This window comes from Caulobacter sp. GW821-FHT11E10 (assembly GCF_058808375.1).
In genome coordinates, this window is record NZ_JBXARP010000007.1 from 185,270 (window position 1) to 200,748 (window position 15,479).

18 protein-coding genes are annotated in these 15,479 nt (G+C 68.9%); 12 read left to right on the forward strand and 6 right to left on the reverse strand.

Annotated features, from left to right (window positions below):
* Nucleotides 1-47 precede the first annotated feature (47 nt).
* Complete coding sequence (locus AC1RRV_RS16365; protein WP_223395743.1) at nucleotides 48-131, reverse strand: hypothetical protein; 84 nt, start codon at nucleotides 129-131, stop codon at nucleotides 48-50.
* A 287-nt stretch (nucleotides 132-418) separates the two neighbouring features.
* Entirely contained in the window at nucleotides 419-1,309 is an 891-nt protein-coding gene (locus AC1RRV_RS16370) for a branched-chain amino acid aminotransferase (RefSeq protein ID WP_492860711.1), read from the reverse strand.
* A gap of 80 nt (nucleotides 1,310-1,389) precedes the next feature.
* Between AC1RRV_RS16370 and AC1RRV_RS16375 the strand changes: the two genes are divergently transcribed.
* Genes AC1RRV_RS16375 through AC1RRV_RS16385 form a run of 3 tightly spaced genes read left to right on the forward strand, consistent with a single transcriptional unit; the run spans nucleotide 1,390 to nucleotide 3,954 of the window.
* Nucleotides 1,390-1,896 (forward strand): MarR family winged helix-turn-helix transcriptional regulator, encoded by a 507-nt coding sequence (locus AC1RRV_RS16375; RefSeq protein WP_492860712.1) that lies wholly within the window; start codon nucleotides 1,390-1,392, stop codon nucleotides 1,894-1,896.
* Nucleotides 1,897-1,912: 16 nt separating this feature from the next.
* Nucleotides 1,913-2,614, forward strand: a complete 702-nt coding sequence (locus AC1RRV_RS16380) for a response regulator (RefSeq protein WP_492860713.1) — start codon at nucleotides 1,913-1,915, stop codon at nucleotides 2,612-2,614.
* Nucleotides 2,614-3,954, forward strand: a complete 1,341-nt coding sequence (locus AC1RRV_RS16385; protein ID WP_492860714.1) for an ATP-binding protein — start codon at nucleotides 2,614-2,616, stop codon at nucleotides 3,952-3,954. Before AC1RRV_RS16380 ends, AC1RRV_RS16385 begins: the two co-directional genes overlap by 1 nt.
* Before the next feature lie 163 nt (nucleotides 3,955-4,117).
* On the opposite strand, the gene AC1RRV_RS16390 is transcribed toward AC1RRV_RS16385, so the two are convergent.
* The 4 genes from AC1RRV_RS16390 to AC1RRV_RS16405 form a co-directional block, all read right to left on the reverse strand.
* Nucleotides 4,118-4,654 carry a TetR family transcriptional regulator gene (locus AC1RRV_RS16390; RefSeq protein WP_492860715.1) on the reverse strand — a complete coding sequence of 179 codons (537 nt, stop codon included), beginning with the start codon at nucleotides 4,652-4,654 and terminating at the stop codon, nucleotides 4,118-4,120.
* A gap of 165 nt (nucleotides 4,655-4,819) precedes the next feature.
* Complete coding sequence (proC, locus tag AC1RRV_RS16395; protein ID WP_492860716.1) at nucleotides 4,820-5,602, reverse strand: pyrroline-5-carboxylate reductase; 783 nt, start codon at nucleotides 5,600-5,602, stop codon at nucleotides 4,820-4,822.
* 181 nt (nucleotides 5,603-5,783) lie between these two features.
* Nucleotides 5,784-6,290, reverse strand: a complete 507-nt coding sequence (locus AC1RRV_RS16400) for a type III secretion system chaperone family protein (protein WP_492860717.1) — start codon at nucleotides 6,288-6,290, stop codon at nucleotides 5,784-5,786.
* Between the two features lie 133 nt (nucleotides 6,291-6,423).
* Nucleotides 6,424-6,705, reverse strand: a complete 282-nt coding sequence (locus AC1RRV_RS16405) for an accessory factor UbiK family protein (RefSeq protein ID WP_492860718.1) — start codon at nucleotides 6,703-6,705, stop codon at nucleotides 6,424-6,426.
* A 116-nt stretch (nucleotides 6,706-6,821) separates the two neighbouring features.
* Between AC1RRV_RS16405 and lgt the strand changes: the two genes are divergently transcribed.
* From lgt to AC1RRV_RS16450, 9 genes are all read left to right on the forward strand, one after another.
* On the forward strand, nucleotides 6,822-7,733 hold the full coding sequence (gene lgt, locus AC1RRV_RS16410) for a prolipoprotein diacylglyceryl transferase (protein WP_492860719.1): 912 nt from the start codon (nucleotides 6,822-6,824) through the stop codon (nucleotides 7,731-7,733).
* The gene (locus AC1RRV_RS16415; RefSeq protein ID WP_492860720.1) at nucleotides 7,720-8,871 is read left to right on the forward strand and encodes a class I SAM-dependent methyltransferase; all 1,152 of its coding nucleotides are present in this window, start codon (nucleotides 7,720-7,722) and stop codon (nucleotides 8,869-8,871) included. Before lgt ends, AC1RRV_RS16415 begins: the two co-directional genes overlap by 14 nt.
* The gene (gene pgeF, locus AC1RRV_RS16420) at nucleotides 8,868-9,656 is read left to right on the forward strand and encodes a peptidoglycan editing factor PgeF (protein WP_492860721.1); all 789 of its coding nucleotides are present in this window, start codon (nucleotides 8,868-8,870) and stop codon (nucleotides 9,654-9,656) included. The genes AC1RRV_RS16415 and pgeF overlap by 4 nt, the downstream gene beginning before the upstream one ends.
* Before the next feature lie 136 nt (nucleotides 9,657-9,792).
* Nucleotides 9,793-10,731, forward strand: a complete 939-nt coding sequence (locus tag AC1RRV_RS16425; RefSeq protein WP_492860722.1) for a ribose-phosphate pyrophosphokinase — start codon at nucleotides 9,793-9,795, stop codon at nucleotides 10,729-10,731.
* 159 nt (nucleotides 10,732-10,890) lie between these two features.
* Entirely contained in the window at nucleotides 10,891-11,961 is a 1,071-nt protein-coding gene (locus AC1RRV_RS16430; RefSeq protein ID WP_492860723.1) for a hypothetical protein, read from the forward strand.
* A 157-nt stretch (nucleotides 11,962-12,118) separates the two neighbouring features.
* Nucleotides 12,119-12,718 (forward strand): 50S ribosomal protein L25/general stress protein Ctc, encoded by a 600-nt coding sequence (locus AC1RRV_RS16435; protein WP_492860724.1) that lies wholly within the window; start codon nucleotides 12,119-12,121, stop codon nucleotides 12,716-12,718.
* A 207-nt stretch (nucleotides 12,719-12,925) separates the two neighbouring features.
* The gene (gene pth / locus AC1RRV_RS16440; RefSeq protein WP_492860725.1) at nucleotides 12,926-13,543 is read left to right on the forward strand and encodes an aminoacyl-tRNA hydrolase; all 618 of its coding nucleotides are present in this window, start codon (nucleotides 12,926-12,928) and stop codon (nucleotides 13,541-13,543) included.
* A 51-nt stretch (nucleotides 13,544-13,594) separates the two neighbouring features.
* Nucleotides 13,595-14,347 carry a tetratricopeptide repeat protein gene (locus AC1RRV_RS16445; protein ID WP_492860726.1) on the forward strand — a complete coding sequence of 251 codons (753 nt, stop codon included), beginning with the start codon at nucleotides 13,595-13,597 and terminating at the stop codon, nucleotides 14,345-14,347.
* A gap of 102 nt (nucleotides 14,348-14,449) precedes the next feature.
* On the forward strand, nucleotides 14,450-15,451 hold the full coding sequence (locus AC1RRV_RS16450) for a sensor histidine kinase (RefSeq protein ID WP_492860727.1): 1,002 nt from the start codon (nucleotides 14,450-14,452) through the stop codon (nucleotides 15,449-15,451).
* The last annotated feature ends 28 nt before the right edge of the window (nucleotides 15,452-15,479 follow it).

Here is a 15,479-nt window from a genome sequence, read left to right on the forward strand (position 1 = left end):
CCCGGGGAACCCCTGGCGGCTGGTGAAAGGCGTTTGTGGCTCTGATCTCAGGCCAAACGATCCCCTCCCGGCGCCAGAGGCGTCGGATAGCTAAAATACCAAAACAGCGTGTGGCTGGCGGCGAGGGTCATCGACGTGACCCTAGCGGCGCCTTTGGCGGCTGTCACGTCCCGGATTTCTGCGGGAGTTATAAGAAAAGCCGCCTCACCGGTGATCCTCTCAAATTTCCCCGAGTTCCAAATATCTCGTCATCCCGGCCGCAGCTAAGTGGAGAGCCGGGACCCAGGGCAACCGCGGTGCGCCGGCCCCCGGGTCCCGGACAGCGCTCCGCGCTTCCGGGATGACGAGGATTTGAGGCACAAAAAACGCCGCCTGGAACACTCCAGGCGGCGTCTTGTTTGCATCGACTGGAAGAAACTTAAGCCGTCTCCAGCGCCTCGTTGCGCACGAGCGCCGCATAGGTGTCCATCAGGTCCAGCGACAGCTTGGCGGGCGTGAACTTGAACTCGCCGATCTCCGAGACCGGGGTCACTTCGGCGGCGGTGCCGACGATGAAGCACTCGGTGAAGGTCGACAGCTCTTCCTTCTGGATGTGGCGCTCGACGATCTCGATGCCCTTGCCGCGCGCGATGTCGATCACCGTGCGGCGGGTGATGCCGTCCAGGAAGCAGTCGGGCTTGGGCGTGTGCAGCACGCCGTCCTTGACGAAGAACACGTTGGCGCCGGTCGCCTCGGCCACGTAGCCGCGATAGTCCAGCATCATCGCGTCGGCGTAGCCGTCCTTCTCGGCGGCGTGCTTGGAGATGGTGCAGATCATGTAGAGGCCGGCGGCCTTGGCCGCGACGGGGGCGGTCTTCGGATCCGGACGATTGTACTTGGCCCAGGTCAGGCGGATGCCCTTGGCCTTGGTCGCCGGGTCGAAATAGCTGGGCCATTCCCAGACGGCGATGGCCACGTGGATCTTGGTCTGCTGGGCCGAGACGCCGATCATCTCGCTGCCGCGCCAGGCGATCGGACGGACATAACAGTCCTTGAGGCCGTTCTTGGCGGCCGTCGCCTTGCAGGCCTCGTCGATCTCGGCCACCGTGTAGGGGATCTTGAAATCGAGGATTTCGGCCGACTTGAACAGGCGCTCCGTATGCTCGGTCAGCTTGAAGATTTCGCCGCCGTACATGCGCTCGCCCTCGAACACGGACGAAGCGTAATGGAGCCCGTGCGTCAGTACGTGCACCTTCGCCTCGCGCCAGGGAATGAGCTGGCCGTCCAGCCAGATCCAACCGTCACGATCGTCGAAGGGAACCAGAGACATCGGTCCAAGACCTCCTTATTGAGAACCCGGCCCTTAGACGCTCCGAGGACGGGCGCGTCAAATAAAATGGACTACGCGCGATGATAGCCCCGCTGCAGCCCGGCTCGGACGATCCCCGTCTGATCCTCCGCGAGGAGGAGCTGGACGGCGGGCTGGAGCTGATCCTGCTGGCCGAGGCCTCGCTGTGGGCCGCCGTCGACGCGGTGCTGGAGGCCGAGACCCTGGGCCTGGGCCGTTCGCACTGGCGCGCGGCCTTCCTGCTGCGCCGCCGGCCGGGCATCGGGGTGCAGGACCTGTCCAAGCTGACCAGCCTGTCGAAACAGGCCGCCAGCCGCACCCTCGCCGACCTGCAGAAGGCCGGCCTGGTCGAGCGGGTCTCGGGCGATCTCGACGGCCGCCGGCGCCCCGCCACCCTGACCGCCGAAGGCGTGGCCTTCGAGCAGCGCACCGCCGAGCGCCTGCGCGCGCTGCTCGCCCGGGCCTATCGCACCGGCGGCCTCGACGGCGTGGCCGGCACGCGGCGGATCCTGGCGGCCCTGGCCGGATCGCGGCAAGGCGTGGGCTCGGCCCGGCGCTCCACACCATGATGACGATGACGACGCCATGACGCCTGAAGAGCGCCGCGACCGCCACATCCTGGTCGTCGACGACGACGATCGCCTGCGCAAGCTGATCAAGGAGTTCCTGAGCCGCGCCGGCTTCCGGGTCACCGCCGCCTCGCACGCGGCCGGGGCCGACCGTCTGTTCGAGGCGCTCGACTTCGACCTGATGGTCCTGGACGTGATGATGCCGGGCGAGGACGGCTACACCTTCACCAAGCGCCTGCGCGCCAAGGGCGGCGAGGCCGGCCGCACGCCGATCCTGATGCTGACCGCCCGCGACCAGACCGCCGACCGCATCGAGGGCCTGTCCAGCGGCGTCGACGACTATCTGGGCAAGCCGTTCGAGCCGCAGGAACTGCTGCTGCGCATCGAGGCCATCCTGCGCCGATCGGCCGCCCGGCCCACGGGCCCCAAGGCGTTGAGCCTGGGCGTCTGCACCTTCGAACCCGATCGCGGCGAGCTGACCTGCGACGGCGAGGCCGTGCGCCTGACCGAGGCCGAGGTCACCCTGCTGCGCCGCCTGGCCCGCTCGGCCCACGAGCCGGTCGACCGCCTGGAACTCGCGCGCGACACCGCCGACGCCACCGGCCGCGCCGTCGACGTCCAGGTCACCCGCCTGCGCCGCAAGATCGAGCCGGACCCGAAGAACCCGCGCTATCTGCAGACCGTGCGGGGGATCGGCTACAGGCTGGCGCCGGATTGATGCCGCTCAGCGCCAGGTTCGAAGTTCCCCGCGCGCTCAAGCGCCTGCTGCCGACCACCCTGTTCGGGCGCAGCCTGCTGATCATCATCCTGCCGGTGGCGATCATGCAGATCGCCGTGACCTGGGCCTTCTTCGACGCCCACTGGCAGTCGGTGACCAGCAAGCTGTCCGAGGGCCTGGCCGGCGACATCGCCTGGGCGGTGCAGTCCTACGAGGACGACCCCAGTCCCGCCGCCGTCGACAAGCTGGCCAAGCGGGCCGAGGACTCCATGTCCCTGTCGATCGCCTTCCAGAAGGGCAAGAAGCTGCCGACCGGCCACCGGCCCTCGCTGTTCGCCGCCCTCGACCGCTCGCTGCAGAACGCCCTGGAGGACCGGCTCGACAATCCGTTCTGGTTCGATACCACCCGCTACACGGCCTATATCGACATCCGCGTGCAGGTGAACGGCGGGGTGCTGCAGATCTACGCCCTGCGCGACCGGGCCTACGCTACCCAGGGGCACATCTTCATCCTCTGGATGGTGGTGGCGACCATGCTGCTGACGGCGATCGCCATCCTGTTCATCCGCAACCAGGTACGGGCCATCGAACGCCTGGCCGACGCCGCCGACGCCTTTGGCCGGGGCGAGGACCACGACTTCAAGCCGCACGGCGCGCGCGAGGTGCGCCAGGCGGCCGTGGCCTTCGTGGCCATGCGGGCCCGCATCGTCCGGCACATCGAGCAGCGCACCGCCCTGCTGGCCAGCGTCAGCCACGACCTGCGCACGCCCCTGACCCGGCTGAAGCTGGAAATGGCCATGTCCGAGCCCAGCGAACAGCTGGAGGCCATGAAGGGCGACCTGGCCGAGATGGAGCACATGATCGACGAGTACCTGGCCTTCGCGCGCGGCGAGGGCGGGGAGACCGCCCAGGTGGTCGCTCTGTCGGAGCTGGTTCAGGGCGTGGTGGCCGACGCCGAGCGCGGCGGGGCGGCGATCGAGACCGAGATAACCCAGGGGCTCGAGGCGCGCCTGCGCCCCCTGGCCTTCCGCCGGGCCCTGGCCAACCTGATCGACAACGGCGTCGCCCACGCCGACCGGGTCAAGGTTACCGCCACCGCGCGCCTGACCGGCGGCGTCGAGATCGCCGTCGACGACGACGGCCCCGGCATACCGGAAGACAAGTACGAGGAAGCCTTCAAGCCGTTCTCGCGGCTCGACGACTCGCGGAACCAGAACGAGAAAGGCGTCGGCCTGGGCCTGGCCATCGCGCGCGACATGGCCCGGGGCCTGGGCGGCGACCTCGTGCTGTCGCGCTCGATGATGGGGGGACTGCGGGCCCTGATCCGGCTGCCGGGTTAGGCGGTTGTGGGTGGGAGTCGGATATTCAGTGCGTCCTTCGAGGCTCGCCTTCGGCTCACGCCTCAGGATGAGGATCTCATTGCACTGACCACCTCATCCTGAGGTGCGCGCTCCTGAGCGCGCCTCGAAGGACGCACGGCGTCAAATGGTCGAAAGCCGCCTCCTAAAACCCCGCCCCGATCTTGCCGAGCCGCTCGGCCATCTGCTTCAGGCGCTTGTCCAGCTCGGCCATGGTGCGGTTCAAGGCGCCCTCGTCGTCGCGCCAGACCTGGACCACGCGGGCCCAGACGGCGGTCATGACGGCCAGGCGGGGGGCGGTGGCCTCGACGCCGGCGGCTTCCAGGATGGCGCGGGCGATGCGGGGAAAGCGGGTCGCCGAGACCAGCACGCCCTCCCCTTTTGCAATGGCGATCAGGGCCGCGCGGTGAGGCTCCATGGCTTCCAGCCGAGCCATGGCCGCGTCGAACAGGCGGTCGTGGGCGGCGGAGTTTTCCGGATAGTCGACGCCCAGGGCGGCGCGATCGAAGCGGGCCGAAAGGTGGGCGAGGACCGCCTGCTTGCTGTCGGCGCGGGCGTAGAGCTCGGCGAATGGCACGTCGGCCTTCACCGCGATATCGCGCAAGGAGACGGACGGCCACGGCTTGTCGGCGGCCAGGGCGAGCACGGCGTCGGCGGCGCGGTCGAGGATGTCGTCGGTCATGGGATCCAGATGGCTCCGATAGTCGGCCCACACAAGCCAATCCTCCCCCTAGCAGGGGGAGGTGTCGAGCCGCAGGCGCGACGGAGGGGGAAGAAGCAGGATCAGCAAGCACTTCCCCCTCCGCCCCTTCGGGCCACCTCCCCCGCTAGGGGGAGGAATTCCGTGCTAGCCGCCCAGCTCCTTCGACCGCGCCACCGCCGCGTCCATGGCCTTGGGCAGCAGGTCGCCGAACCCGCCCTCGCCCATCAGCACCGCCAGCGCCGCCGCCGTGGTGCCGCCCGGCGAGGTCACCTGTTTGCGCAGTTCCGCCGGCTCCTCGCCGCCCTTCTCCATCAGGGCCGCGGCGCCGATGATCGTGGCGCGGGCCAGCTTGGCGCTGTCGGCGGGGTCGAGACCCTGGGCGGCGCCGGCCGCTTCAAGGGCCTCGATGAAGGCGTAGAGATAGGCCGGAGCCGAGCCCGAAACGGCGGTGGCCGCGTGCAGCAGCTCTTCCGACGACAGATCGACCACCGTGGCCACCGGCGCGAACAGGGCGTGGGCGGCGGCGGCGGCGTCCGGATCCTCAGCGAAGATGCTGGCCGCGCCCCGGCCGATAGCCACGGCGGTGGTCGGCATCACCCGGGCGACGCGGCGGCCGCCAAAGGCCCCGGAAATGTCGGCCGCGCGAACCCCGGCGGCGATCGAGACGATGACGGCGTCGGGGGCCAGGTGCGGGACCACGTCCTTGACCGCCTCGCGCCAGATCTGCGGCTTCACGGCCAGCAGGACCGTCTTGGCGGCGGACAGCGCTTCGAGCGGCGGATTGACCAGCGCGCCGTCGAAGGCGGCGGCGTCGACGTTCGGATCACGGACGATCAGGTCGGCGGCGGCGAAGGCTCCGGCGGCGCGCCAGCCTTCGATCAGGGCGCCGCCCATGCGGCCCGCGCCGAGGAGGAGGATGGGGGTCATGCGCGGAACCTCGATCTCTATCCTTCTCCCCTTGCGGGAGAAGGTGGCCTGCGAAACAGGTCGGATGAGGGGTTTCTCGGCGGAACAACCGCGAGACGGCGAGGCGGCCGCTAGCGCGACCCCTCATCCGTCGCTTCGCGACACCTTCTCCCGCAAGGGGAGAAGGATTTCAAAGCCTAAATCAGGCCTGGCCGACGGTCTCGAACATGCAGGCGGCCATCGCCTCGTCCGGGGTCTTGGCGCCCTGGAGCAGGAATTCGAAGGCCGGGAAGAAGCGGTCGGCGGCTTCCACGGCCGCGTCGATCATCGAGGCGGCCTGGGCCATGGTCGGGCGCTCGCCAGCCGGCAGGGCCAGGGCGTGGCGGAACACCACTTCGCCGTCGTCGGTCCAGACCTCGAAGTGGCCCAGCCAGACGCGCTGGTTGATCAGGGCCAGGAGCTCATAGGCGTTGGAGCGTTTGGACTTCGGCGCACGCATGTCCAGCGACAGGCACAGCTGCAGGCAGTCGGCCTCGGGCCGCCAGGCGAACCACAGCTCGTAGTCCTTCCAATCGCCCTTCAAGGCGAACGCGAGGTCGCCGTCTTCGGTGCGATCAAAGGTGAGATTTTCAGCCGACAGCACGTGTTCGACCACCTCTAGGGGGTCGAGCGCCATCAGGACGTCGTCTTCGTCGGGTTGGGTATCCATGAGAAACCTACGTCCCCCGCCGCGACGGCGAGGGGTCGCCCCCGCCATGAATCGCTCACGTACGAGGGACACTAATCTGCTTCGCGGCGTTCGTCCTCAACTCGCTTCACGCGTGGAGCGAGCAGAAAATCGACTATTCGCCTGAAGCGGCGGCTTTCTTGGCGGGGCTTTTCTTGGCTTCCGCGGGGGCTTTCTTGGGGGCGGCCTTCAGCGCCGCGACCTCTTCGCGAAGCGCGGCGACCTCGGCCTTCAGGGCCTCGAAATCGTCGCGACGGATCAGGTCGAACTCAGCCGCCAGGCGATCGGCCTGGGCCCGCATCGCGGTTTTCGCCTCCTCGCCGGCCGTCTGGGCGATGCCCATGGCGGCCTGGGTCAGCTTGGCGACTTCGTCGAGGAAAGGGTTCTGGCTGTGCATCTCAAATCCATGGGCCCGCGTATGGGCGAGCCGATCTTATATGGGGAACGGGGGGTGAAAGCGAAGCCCGAAGCCTATAGATCTGCGACCATCTGTCCCGCTCGGAGCGTTACGGCGTGATCTTTCCGGATATCGACCCCGTCGTGCACATCGGCTCGTTCGCCCTGCAGTGGGGTCCGTTGGCCCTGCGCTGGTACGCCCTGGCCTATGTGGCGGGCATACTGCTGGGCTGGCGCTACGCCATCGGCCTGACCCGGACGCCAAGCCTGTGGGGCGGCCGCGCCCCGCCCGCCACGCCGTTGCAGATCGACGACCTGATCCTGTGGATCACCCTGGGCATCATCGTCGGCGGGCGCCTCGGCTATATCCTGTTCTACATGCTGCTGAACCCCGACCAGCGCACCTGGCTGGCCAGCCACCCGCTGGACGTCTTCAAGATCTGGGAAGGCGGCATGTCGTTCCACGGCGGCTTCCTGGGCGTCTGCGCGGCGATCGCCCTGTTCGCCCGCCGCAACCGGATCGACGTCCTCAGGCTGGGCGACCTGATCGCCCCCGTCGCGCCACTGGGCCTGCTGTTCGGCCGCGTCGCCAACTTCATCAACGGCGAGCTGTGGGGCCGGCCGACCGACGGCCCGTTCGGCGTCGTCTTCTGCAACAACACCATCCGCGCAGCGACCGGCGGAATCTGTCCCGCCGGCGAGGCGCCGCGCCATCCCAGCCAGCTCTACGAGGCCGGACTGGAAGGCGTGCTGCTGCTGGCGATCCTGGCCTTCGCGGTCTATCGCCTGAAGTGGCTGCAGCGGCGCGGCGCGCTGGTGGCCACCTTCCTGCTGGCCTACGGCCTGTTCCGGCTGTCGCTGGAGAACGTCCGCAACCCCGACCACGGCATGCCGGACTTCCCGTTCGGCCTGACCATGGGGATGCTGCTGTCGACGCCGATGATCCTGATCGGCGCCTGGCTGCTGTGGACGTCGCTGCGCGAACCGAAGACCCCCACGCAGAACAATGGGGCTCATGAGCCTGCTTGATCGCCTGAAGGCGCAGATCGCCCAGGACGGGCCGATCGGCGTCCCCGAGTTCTTCACCCGCTGCCTGCACGACCCGCGCGACGGCTACTACGCCACGCGGCCTGATCTGGGCGCCGGTGGCGACTTCATCACCGCGCCCCTGGTCAGCCAGATGTTCGGCGAGCTCATCGGCCTGTGGGCGATCGAGACCTGGACCCGCATGGGCCGGCCGGCGCCGTTCAGCCTGGTCGAGATGGGGCCGGGCGACGGCACGCTGATGAGCGACCTGCTACGCGCGGGCAAGCTGGAGCCGGCGTTCCTGGCGGCGGCGCAGGTGTGGCTGGTCGAGGTGTCCGAGCCCCTTCGCGCGAAACAGGCTGAGCGGCTGGGCGAGGGCCCACGCTGGGTCGGTCGACTGGACGAGGTCCCCGGCGGCGCGCCGATGATCCTGGTGGCCAACGAGCTCCTGGACTGCCTGCCGGCGCGCCAGTTCGTGCGGACCGAAACCGGCTGGGCCGAGCGGGTCGTGGGGCTGGGCGCTGACGGGGCGTTGGCGTTTGGGTTGCGGGCCATCAATCCTCCCCCCAGCGGGGGAGGTGGTCGCGCAGCGACCGGAGGGGGAAGTTCTACCGGCTCAGCCCCTTCCCCCTCCGGTCCTACGGACCACCTCCCCCGCGGGGGGGAGGAGCTGGAACCCGGCGCCGTCGTGGAATCCTCCCCCGCCCAGGCCGCCCTCGCCTCGGACATCGCCCACCGCCTGGTCACCGACGGCGGCGCGGCGTTGCTGATCGACTACGGCCGCGACGCGCCCGAGGCCGGCGATACGCTGCAGGCGCTGCGGAACCACGCCAAGGTCGACCCGCTGAAGACCGCCGGCCTGGCCGATCTGACCGTCTGGGCCGACTTCCCTTCGGTGGTCGCCGCCGCGCGGGAAACCGGCGCGAAGGCGGGGCCGATCCTGAGCCAGGCCGCGTTCCTGCGCGCCCTCGGAATCGAGGCCCGCGCCCAGGCCCTGGCGGCCGCGCGGCCCGATCGCGCCGAACAGGTCGCAAGACAGCTTGATCGTCTGATCGGAGAGGCGCAGATGGGCGCTCTGTTCAAGGTCGCTTGCCTGTGCGCGCCCGACCTTTCGCCCCCCCTCTTCGAGGACGCGACATGAAGAAGAAGCCCGACCTGCCCACGATCCAGTCGCCCCTGCTGGCCAGCCTGCCGGGGATCAAGCACGCCTTCTTCACGCGCAAGGGCGGGGTCTCGACGGGGATCTATGACAGCCTGAATGTCGGGCGCGGCAGCAAGGACGACACGTCCGACGTGGTCGAGAACCGCGCCCGCGCCGCCCGCTGGTTCGGCGAGGATCCGGAAGACCTGAACACCTGCTACCAGATCCACTCGACCATCGCGATCAAGGCCGACGGCTCGTGGGGCGACGCGCGGCCGCAAGGCGACGCGGTGGTGACCCGGACGCCCGGCGTGATCTGCGGCGCCCTGGCGGCCGACTGCGCGCCGGTGCTGCTGGTCGATCCCGAGGCCCGCATCGTGGCGGCCGCCCACGCCGGCTGGCGCGGGGCCCTGGACGGCATCGTCCAGGCGGCCGTCGACTGCATGGTCGAGCTGGGCGCCGATCCCGCCCGCATGACCGGCGTCGTCGGCCCCTGCATCGGCCCCAAGTCGTACGAGGTGGGTCTCGAGTTCCTGCATCGGTTCGAGGCTGACTGCCCCGGCTCGGGCCGGTTCTTCAAGCCGGGCGCCACCGAGGACAAGCGCTTCTTCGACCTGCCCGCCTTCGTGCTGGACCGGCTGGACACCGCCGGCGTCGAGCGCCGCGAGTGGGTCGGTCGCGACACTCGGACCGAGGAGGAGTGGTTCTTCTCCAACCGCCGCGCCTTCCTGAACGGCGAGGGCGATTATGGTCGCCTGCTGTCGGCGATCAGCCTGGAAGCCTGACGGGTTCATGCGGCGCCGAAACCACGCGGGCGACGCTCCGGACACGGAAGCTGGAGAGTCTTGCCGTTAAGGTCTTGCCGCCCGGCTGTCGGCTGCTAGAAGGCCCGGCAACGGCGACCCCCACACCGAGATCCCCATGAAGCTGCTGTCCGGCAACTCCAACCGCCCGCTGTCCCAGGCGATCGCGGAATATCTCGACATGCCGCTGACCCGCGCCCAGGTGCGCCGGTTCGCCGACCTCGAGGTGTTCGTCACCATCGACGAGAACGTGCGGGGCGAGGACGTCTTCGTCATCCAGTCGACCAGCTACCCGGCCAACGACAACCTGATGGAGCTGCTGATCTGCATCGACGCCCTGAAGCGCGCGTCGGGCAAGCGGATCACCGCCGTGCTTCCCTATTTCGGCTATGCCCGCCAGGACCGTAAGACCGGCGGCCGCACGCCGATCTCGGCCAAGCTGGTGGCCAACCTGATCACCCGCTCGGGCGCCGACCGCGTCCTGACCATGGACCTGCACGCCGGCCAGATCCAAGGCTTCTTCGACATCCCGACCGACAACCTGCTGCCCTCGCGCCTGATGGCCGAGGACATCCGCCGGCACTACGCGATGGGCGACGACCTGATGGTCGTGTCGCCGGACGTCGGCGGCGTGGTGCGCGCCCGCGCCCTGGCCAAGCGCCTGGACGACGCGGACCTGGCCATCGTCGACAAGCGTCGCTCGGGTCCGGGCCAGTCGGAAGTCATGAACATCATCGGCGACGTGAAGGACCGTCGCTGCATCCTGTTCGACGACATCGCCGACTCGGCCGGCACCCTGTGCAACGCCGCCCAGGCCTTGATGAGCCACGGCGCCAAGTCGGTCAGCGCCTACATCACCCACGGCGTCCTGTCGGGCGCCGCGGCCGACCGCGTCGCCAATTCGGTGCTGACCGAGCTGGTGGTCACCGACTCGATCGAGGCCTCGGACCAGGCCAGGGCCTGCCCGAAGATCCGCTACGTCTCGTGCGCCCCGCTGATCGGCGAGGCCATCCGCCGGATCGCCAACGAAGAGTCGGTGTCGAAGCTGTTCGACTAGAGCGTGACAGCTGAAAGCCGGGGGCGCTTTCGTCGCCCGGCCACGGCCACGCTTGTAAAAGTCTGGTTAACGGGGCGACAGTCACAATCTCGCCCGCCGGGGCTGCTATGCGCGCCGTCCGGCGTTTGCCGGCCTAGACTTGATGGGGAAGTTCTCGAAATGCGTTCCTTTCCGCGTACGCGCGCCGTCCTGATGACGGCCGCCGTGGCGCTGGCCGCGATGGTCGCGGCGTGTAGCTCCCCGCCGCCTCCCCCGCCGCCGCCGGTCGTCCAGGCTCCGCCGCCGCCGCCGCCGATCACCCTGTCGGCCAAGATCGTCGAGCGCGCCAGCGCCTTCCGCGGCTACATGGCCCGCGCCGGCGCCGTCTCGCCGACCTTCGCCGACGGCGAGCAGATCCAGGCCTCGCTGAAAGTCGGCGCGGCCTACGAGTCCAAGTCGCTGATGAGCGGCGCGGTGGCCTATGCCGCCGTCCTGGCCCTGCAGGATCCGACCTTCGTCGCCTCGGTGCGCGAGGTCGCCAACAACCCGACCCAGCGCCAGGAGATGATCAACAACATCTTCTCCAACCCGTCCTACGCCACCGTGTTCAAGGGCGCCGACAGCGCCGCGGGCCTGATCATCGATACGCTCGGCAACGATGGTCTGAAGGTCTACATGACCGGCAAGGCCGTGAAGCAGGCCGCCTATGACGTGCAGAAGGCGACCTGGTCCAAGGCCACGGTGACCGATCGCGACGGACGCCTGGCCGCGGCCAAGTCGCTGTCGACAAGCCCGGCCCTGGCCGAGAGCACCGATGTCGCCGTGCTGCAATTGGCCTCGACCGGCGGCCAGTCGCTGGGCCTGACGCCCCGCGCGGCGCCCGGTCCCTACCAGCCCGTCGTGATCCGCGGCCTGGCCGTGGCCGCCCTGGCCGCCCTGGGCGCGGCGGGCGACAACAACCTCAGCTACATCGACGGCATCGCCAACGACCCGGGCACCGCCAGCTGCCTGAACATGGCCAAGCTGAACCTCTACCAGTGCCTGGCCGTGTCCAAGCCGCACTACGAGGACGTCTTCTGCCTGGGCCAGCACATCCTGATGGATACCGGCGCCTGCATGGTGAAGGCCGCCGGCGCCAGCCTGCCGCCCGAACCGCCGCCGCCCCCGAAGGTCGAGCCGGTCAAGAAAGCGGTGATCAAGAAGGCCCCGGCCAAGAAGGCCGCGGCGAAGCCGGCCGCCAAGAAGAGCTGATTTTCCGCGAAATTCGAACCGAAAGGGCCGGGCGTTGCGTCGCCCGGCCCTTTTGTGTATGTAGCGCGACCCCAAAAAGGCGCCGTCGAGCCAGGCAATCCAGTCTTGTGCGATGGGCCACCTTCGAGAGCATCCGGCTCTCCAGAGAGATATGACCATGGTCGAGATCGTCCTGAACGTTGAAGTTCGCGAAAACACCGGCACCGGCGCGGCCCGCGCGGTCCGTCGCGAAGGCAAGATCCCCGGCGTCCTGTACGGCGGCGGCAAGGATCCGGTCGGCATCGCCGTCCGCGCCAATGAATTCCGCAAGTCGCTGTACACCGGCAAGCTGCTGGGCCACCTGGTCACGCTGCAACACGGCGACGACAAGCAATCGGTCATCGCCAAGGCGATCCAGTTCCACCCGGTCACCGACGAGCCGATCCACTTCGACCTGTACCGCGTCGACGAGAACCAGCTGATCAAGATCGAAGTGCCGGTGCACTTCAAGAACCACGAAACCTCGGTCGGCCTGAAGAAGGGCGGCACGCTGGAAGTGATCCGTCACACCGTCGAGCTGGCCTGCCCGGCCGACAAGATCCCGGAAGAGCTGGTCATCGACCTGGCCAACCACGACATCGGCGACGTGATCCGCATCTCGGAAGTGAAGCTTCCGGAAGGCGTGAAGCCGGCCATGGACCGCGACTTCGTGATCGCCAACGTCAAGGCCTCGTCGGCCGCCCAGTCGGGCGCCGGCGACACCACGACCGAAGGCTAATCGCCTCTCGGTCCCGTGACCGAACCGATCTAAGAGACGGGCGGGCCTTCGGGTCCGCCCGTTTTCGTTTGGCGACACCATGCGTCCTTCGAGGCGCGCTCAGGAGCGCGCGCCTCAGGATGAGGGAGTCCGTACAGAGTTCCTCATCCTGAGGCGCCTGCGCAGCAGGCCTCGAAGGACGCAGGGTCTCATCAATTGGGAACAGACATGCTGATCCTCGCCGGCCTGGGCAATCCCGAGCCCAAGTACGAGAAGAACCGCCACAACGTCGGCTTCATGGCCGTCGACGCCCTGGCGCGGAAGTGGGGCACGGCCCCGTGGCGCGCCCGCTTCCAGGGCCTGGCCTGCGACGGCCAGGTCTCGACCCCGGACGGCCCGGTCAAGCTGCTGCTGCTCAAGCCCAAGACCTACTACAACGAGAGCGGCCGCGCCGTGGGCGAGGCCATGAAGTTCTTCAAGCTGGCGCCCAGCGACGTCATCGTCTTCCACGACGAGATCGACATGGCCCCAGGGCGTTTCCGCATGAAGGCCGGCGGCGGGGCGGCGGGCAACAACGGCATCCGCTCGGTGACCAGCCAGGTCGGCGACGCCTTCCGCCGCGGCCGCATCGGCGTGGGCCATCCAGGCCACAAGGACGCGGTCATGCACTACGTGCTGGGCGACTTCCACAAGGTCGAGCACCAGTGGCTGGACCCGATGCTGGACGCCCTGGCCGACGCCCTGCCCTTCGCCGCCGTCGGCGACGACGAGCGCTTCCAGGCCGAGGTCATGCGCCTGGCGCCCGCGCCGAAGGCGGATCCGAGGAAACCGTCCAAGGAAGATTGACGACCGCGCGTCGCCGCGACAAAGACCGAAAGTAGAGTCCGGGGTTCGTTGATGTTCTCGCTTCCGCTGCCGTTGCTCGGCCTGTCGCTCCTGATCGCCATCGCCCTGTGCGTCCACGTGGTCCGTACGGGCCAGCAGATGTACTGGCTGTGGATCATCCTGGCGTTCCAGCCGGTCGGCGGGCTCGTCTATTTCATCGCCATCGTCGCCCCCGCCCTGTTCGGCGGTCGCACGGCCCAGAAGATGGGCCAGGCCGCGCGCAAGGCCATCGATCCGCAACGCGAGTACCGCGAGGCCGCCCGCGCCGTCGACGACGCGCCGACGGTGGCCAACCGCGTCCGCATGGCGGTGGCGGCCACCGAGCTTGGCAAGCACGCCGAGGCCGAAGCCCTGTATGCCGACAGCCTGACGGGCATGTACGCCGACGACGCCCAGCTGCTGCTGGGCCGGGCCAACGCCCTGATCGAGCTGAACCGTCCGGGCGAAGCCCTGCCGCTGCTGGAAAAGCTGGGCGAGCAGCCCACCGCCGGCCGCACGCCCCACACCATGCTCGCCCTGGGCCGCGTCTATCACGCCCTGGGCCGCGAGGAGCAGGCCGACACCGCCCTGGCCTGGGCCGCCGACCACTATCCGGGCTTCGAGGGCATCGCGCGCTACACGGTGTTCCTGGCCCGCATGGGCCGTGGGGACGAGGCGCGGGCCAAGCTGGCCGAGATCGACAGGCGTCTCTCCAAGACCCACAGCCACTTCCGCAAGGAGGCCAAGGGCTGGCGGGACTTCGCGGCGGCGGCGGTCAACGGCTAGGCGGCCGGCGGCCGCGCGTCATGGCGGTCGCGCCGAGCGATATTTCCCGGGCCGCCTCGGCGACGTGATACTGGTCTATTCCCCAGCCCGGAGCGCCAGGCCTTGTCCGCTTCCGAGTCCGCCCCGCAAGTCTGGGACACCAAGCAGCTTCGACGGGCGCTCGAGGCCGCGGGCGTCGCCCTCTGGTCGTGGAATGTCGACACAGATCAACTGATCATGGACGAACCGGGCTACGACCTGTGGGGCGTTCCGGTCACGACGGCGGTGCGTTTCGAAGACCTCTCAGCCCACATCCATCCGGCGGATCGCGACCGGGTTCGCGCCGCCTTCGCGGCGACGCGCGGGCTGGTCGGGGCCTATGAAATCGACTTTCGCATCCTGATCCAGGACGATGTCCGGTGGATCTCGGCCCGGGGACAGGGCGATGACGCGGGCATGATCGGCCGTGTCATGGTCGGGGTCTTTCTCGACGTCACCGGCCGCAAGCAGGCCGAGGAGGCCAACGAGCTTCTGGCCGGCGAGATGAGCCACCGGGTCAAGAACCTCCTGACAATCGCCTCGGCCCTGACCGCGATCACCTCGCGCTCGACCGAAACGACCACGGAAATGGCCCGCGAGCTGACGGAGCGCCTCACCTCCCTGGGCCGGGCTCACGACCTTGTTCGCCCCATTCCCGGCCAGGAGGGCAAGGCCGCGCTTCTGGGCGATCTGATTTCTGTCCTTCTCACGCCCTATGACGACCTGGGCGCCTTCAGCGGCCGTATCCGCGTGTCCGTCCCCCGGATGGGCGTAGGGGAGGCCTCGGCGACCACCCTGGCCCTGGTCATCCACGAACTGGCCACGAACTCGCTGAAGTACGGGGCGCTGTCGGTCGCGGCCGGCACGCTGGATGTCTCATGCACGGCCCAGGACCATGAAGTCCTCGTGGTCTGGACCGAGCGCGGCGGACCGCCGGTCACCGCCCCGGAGGGTCCTGGAGGATTCGGCAGCAAGCTGGTCACCCGGGGCATGTCGGCGCAGCTGGGCGGGTCGATCGCCTATGAGTGGTCAGAGCACGGGCTCATCGCCACGCTGACGATGCTCAAACATCGCCTGGCCACCTGACGCGCGCTCCCGCCTGGTGAGAAGGCGG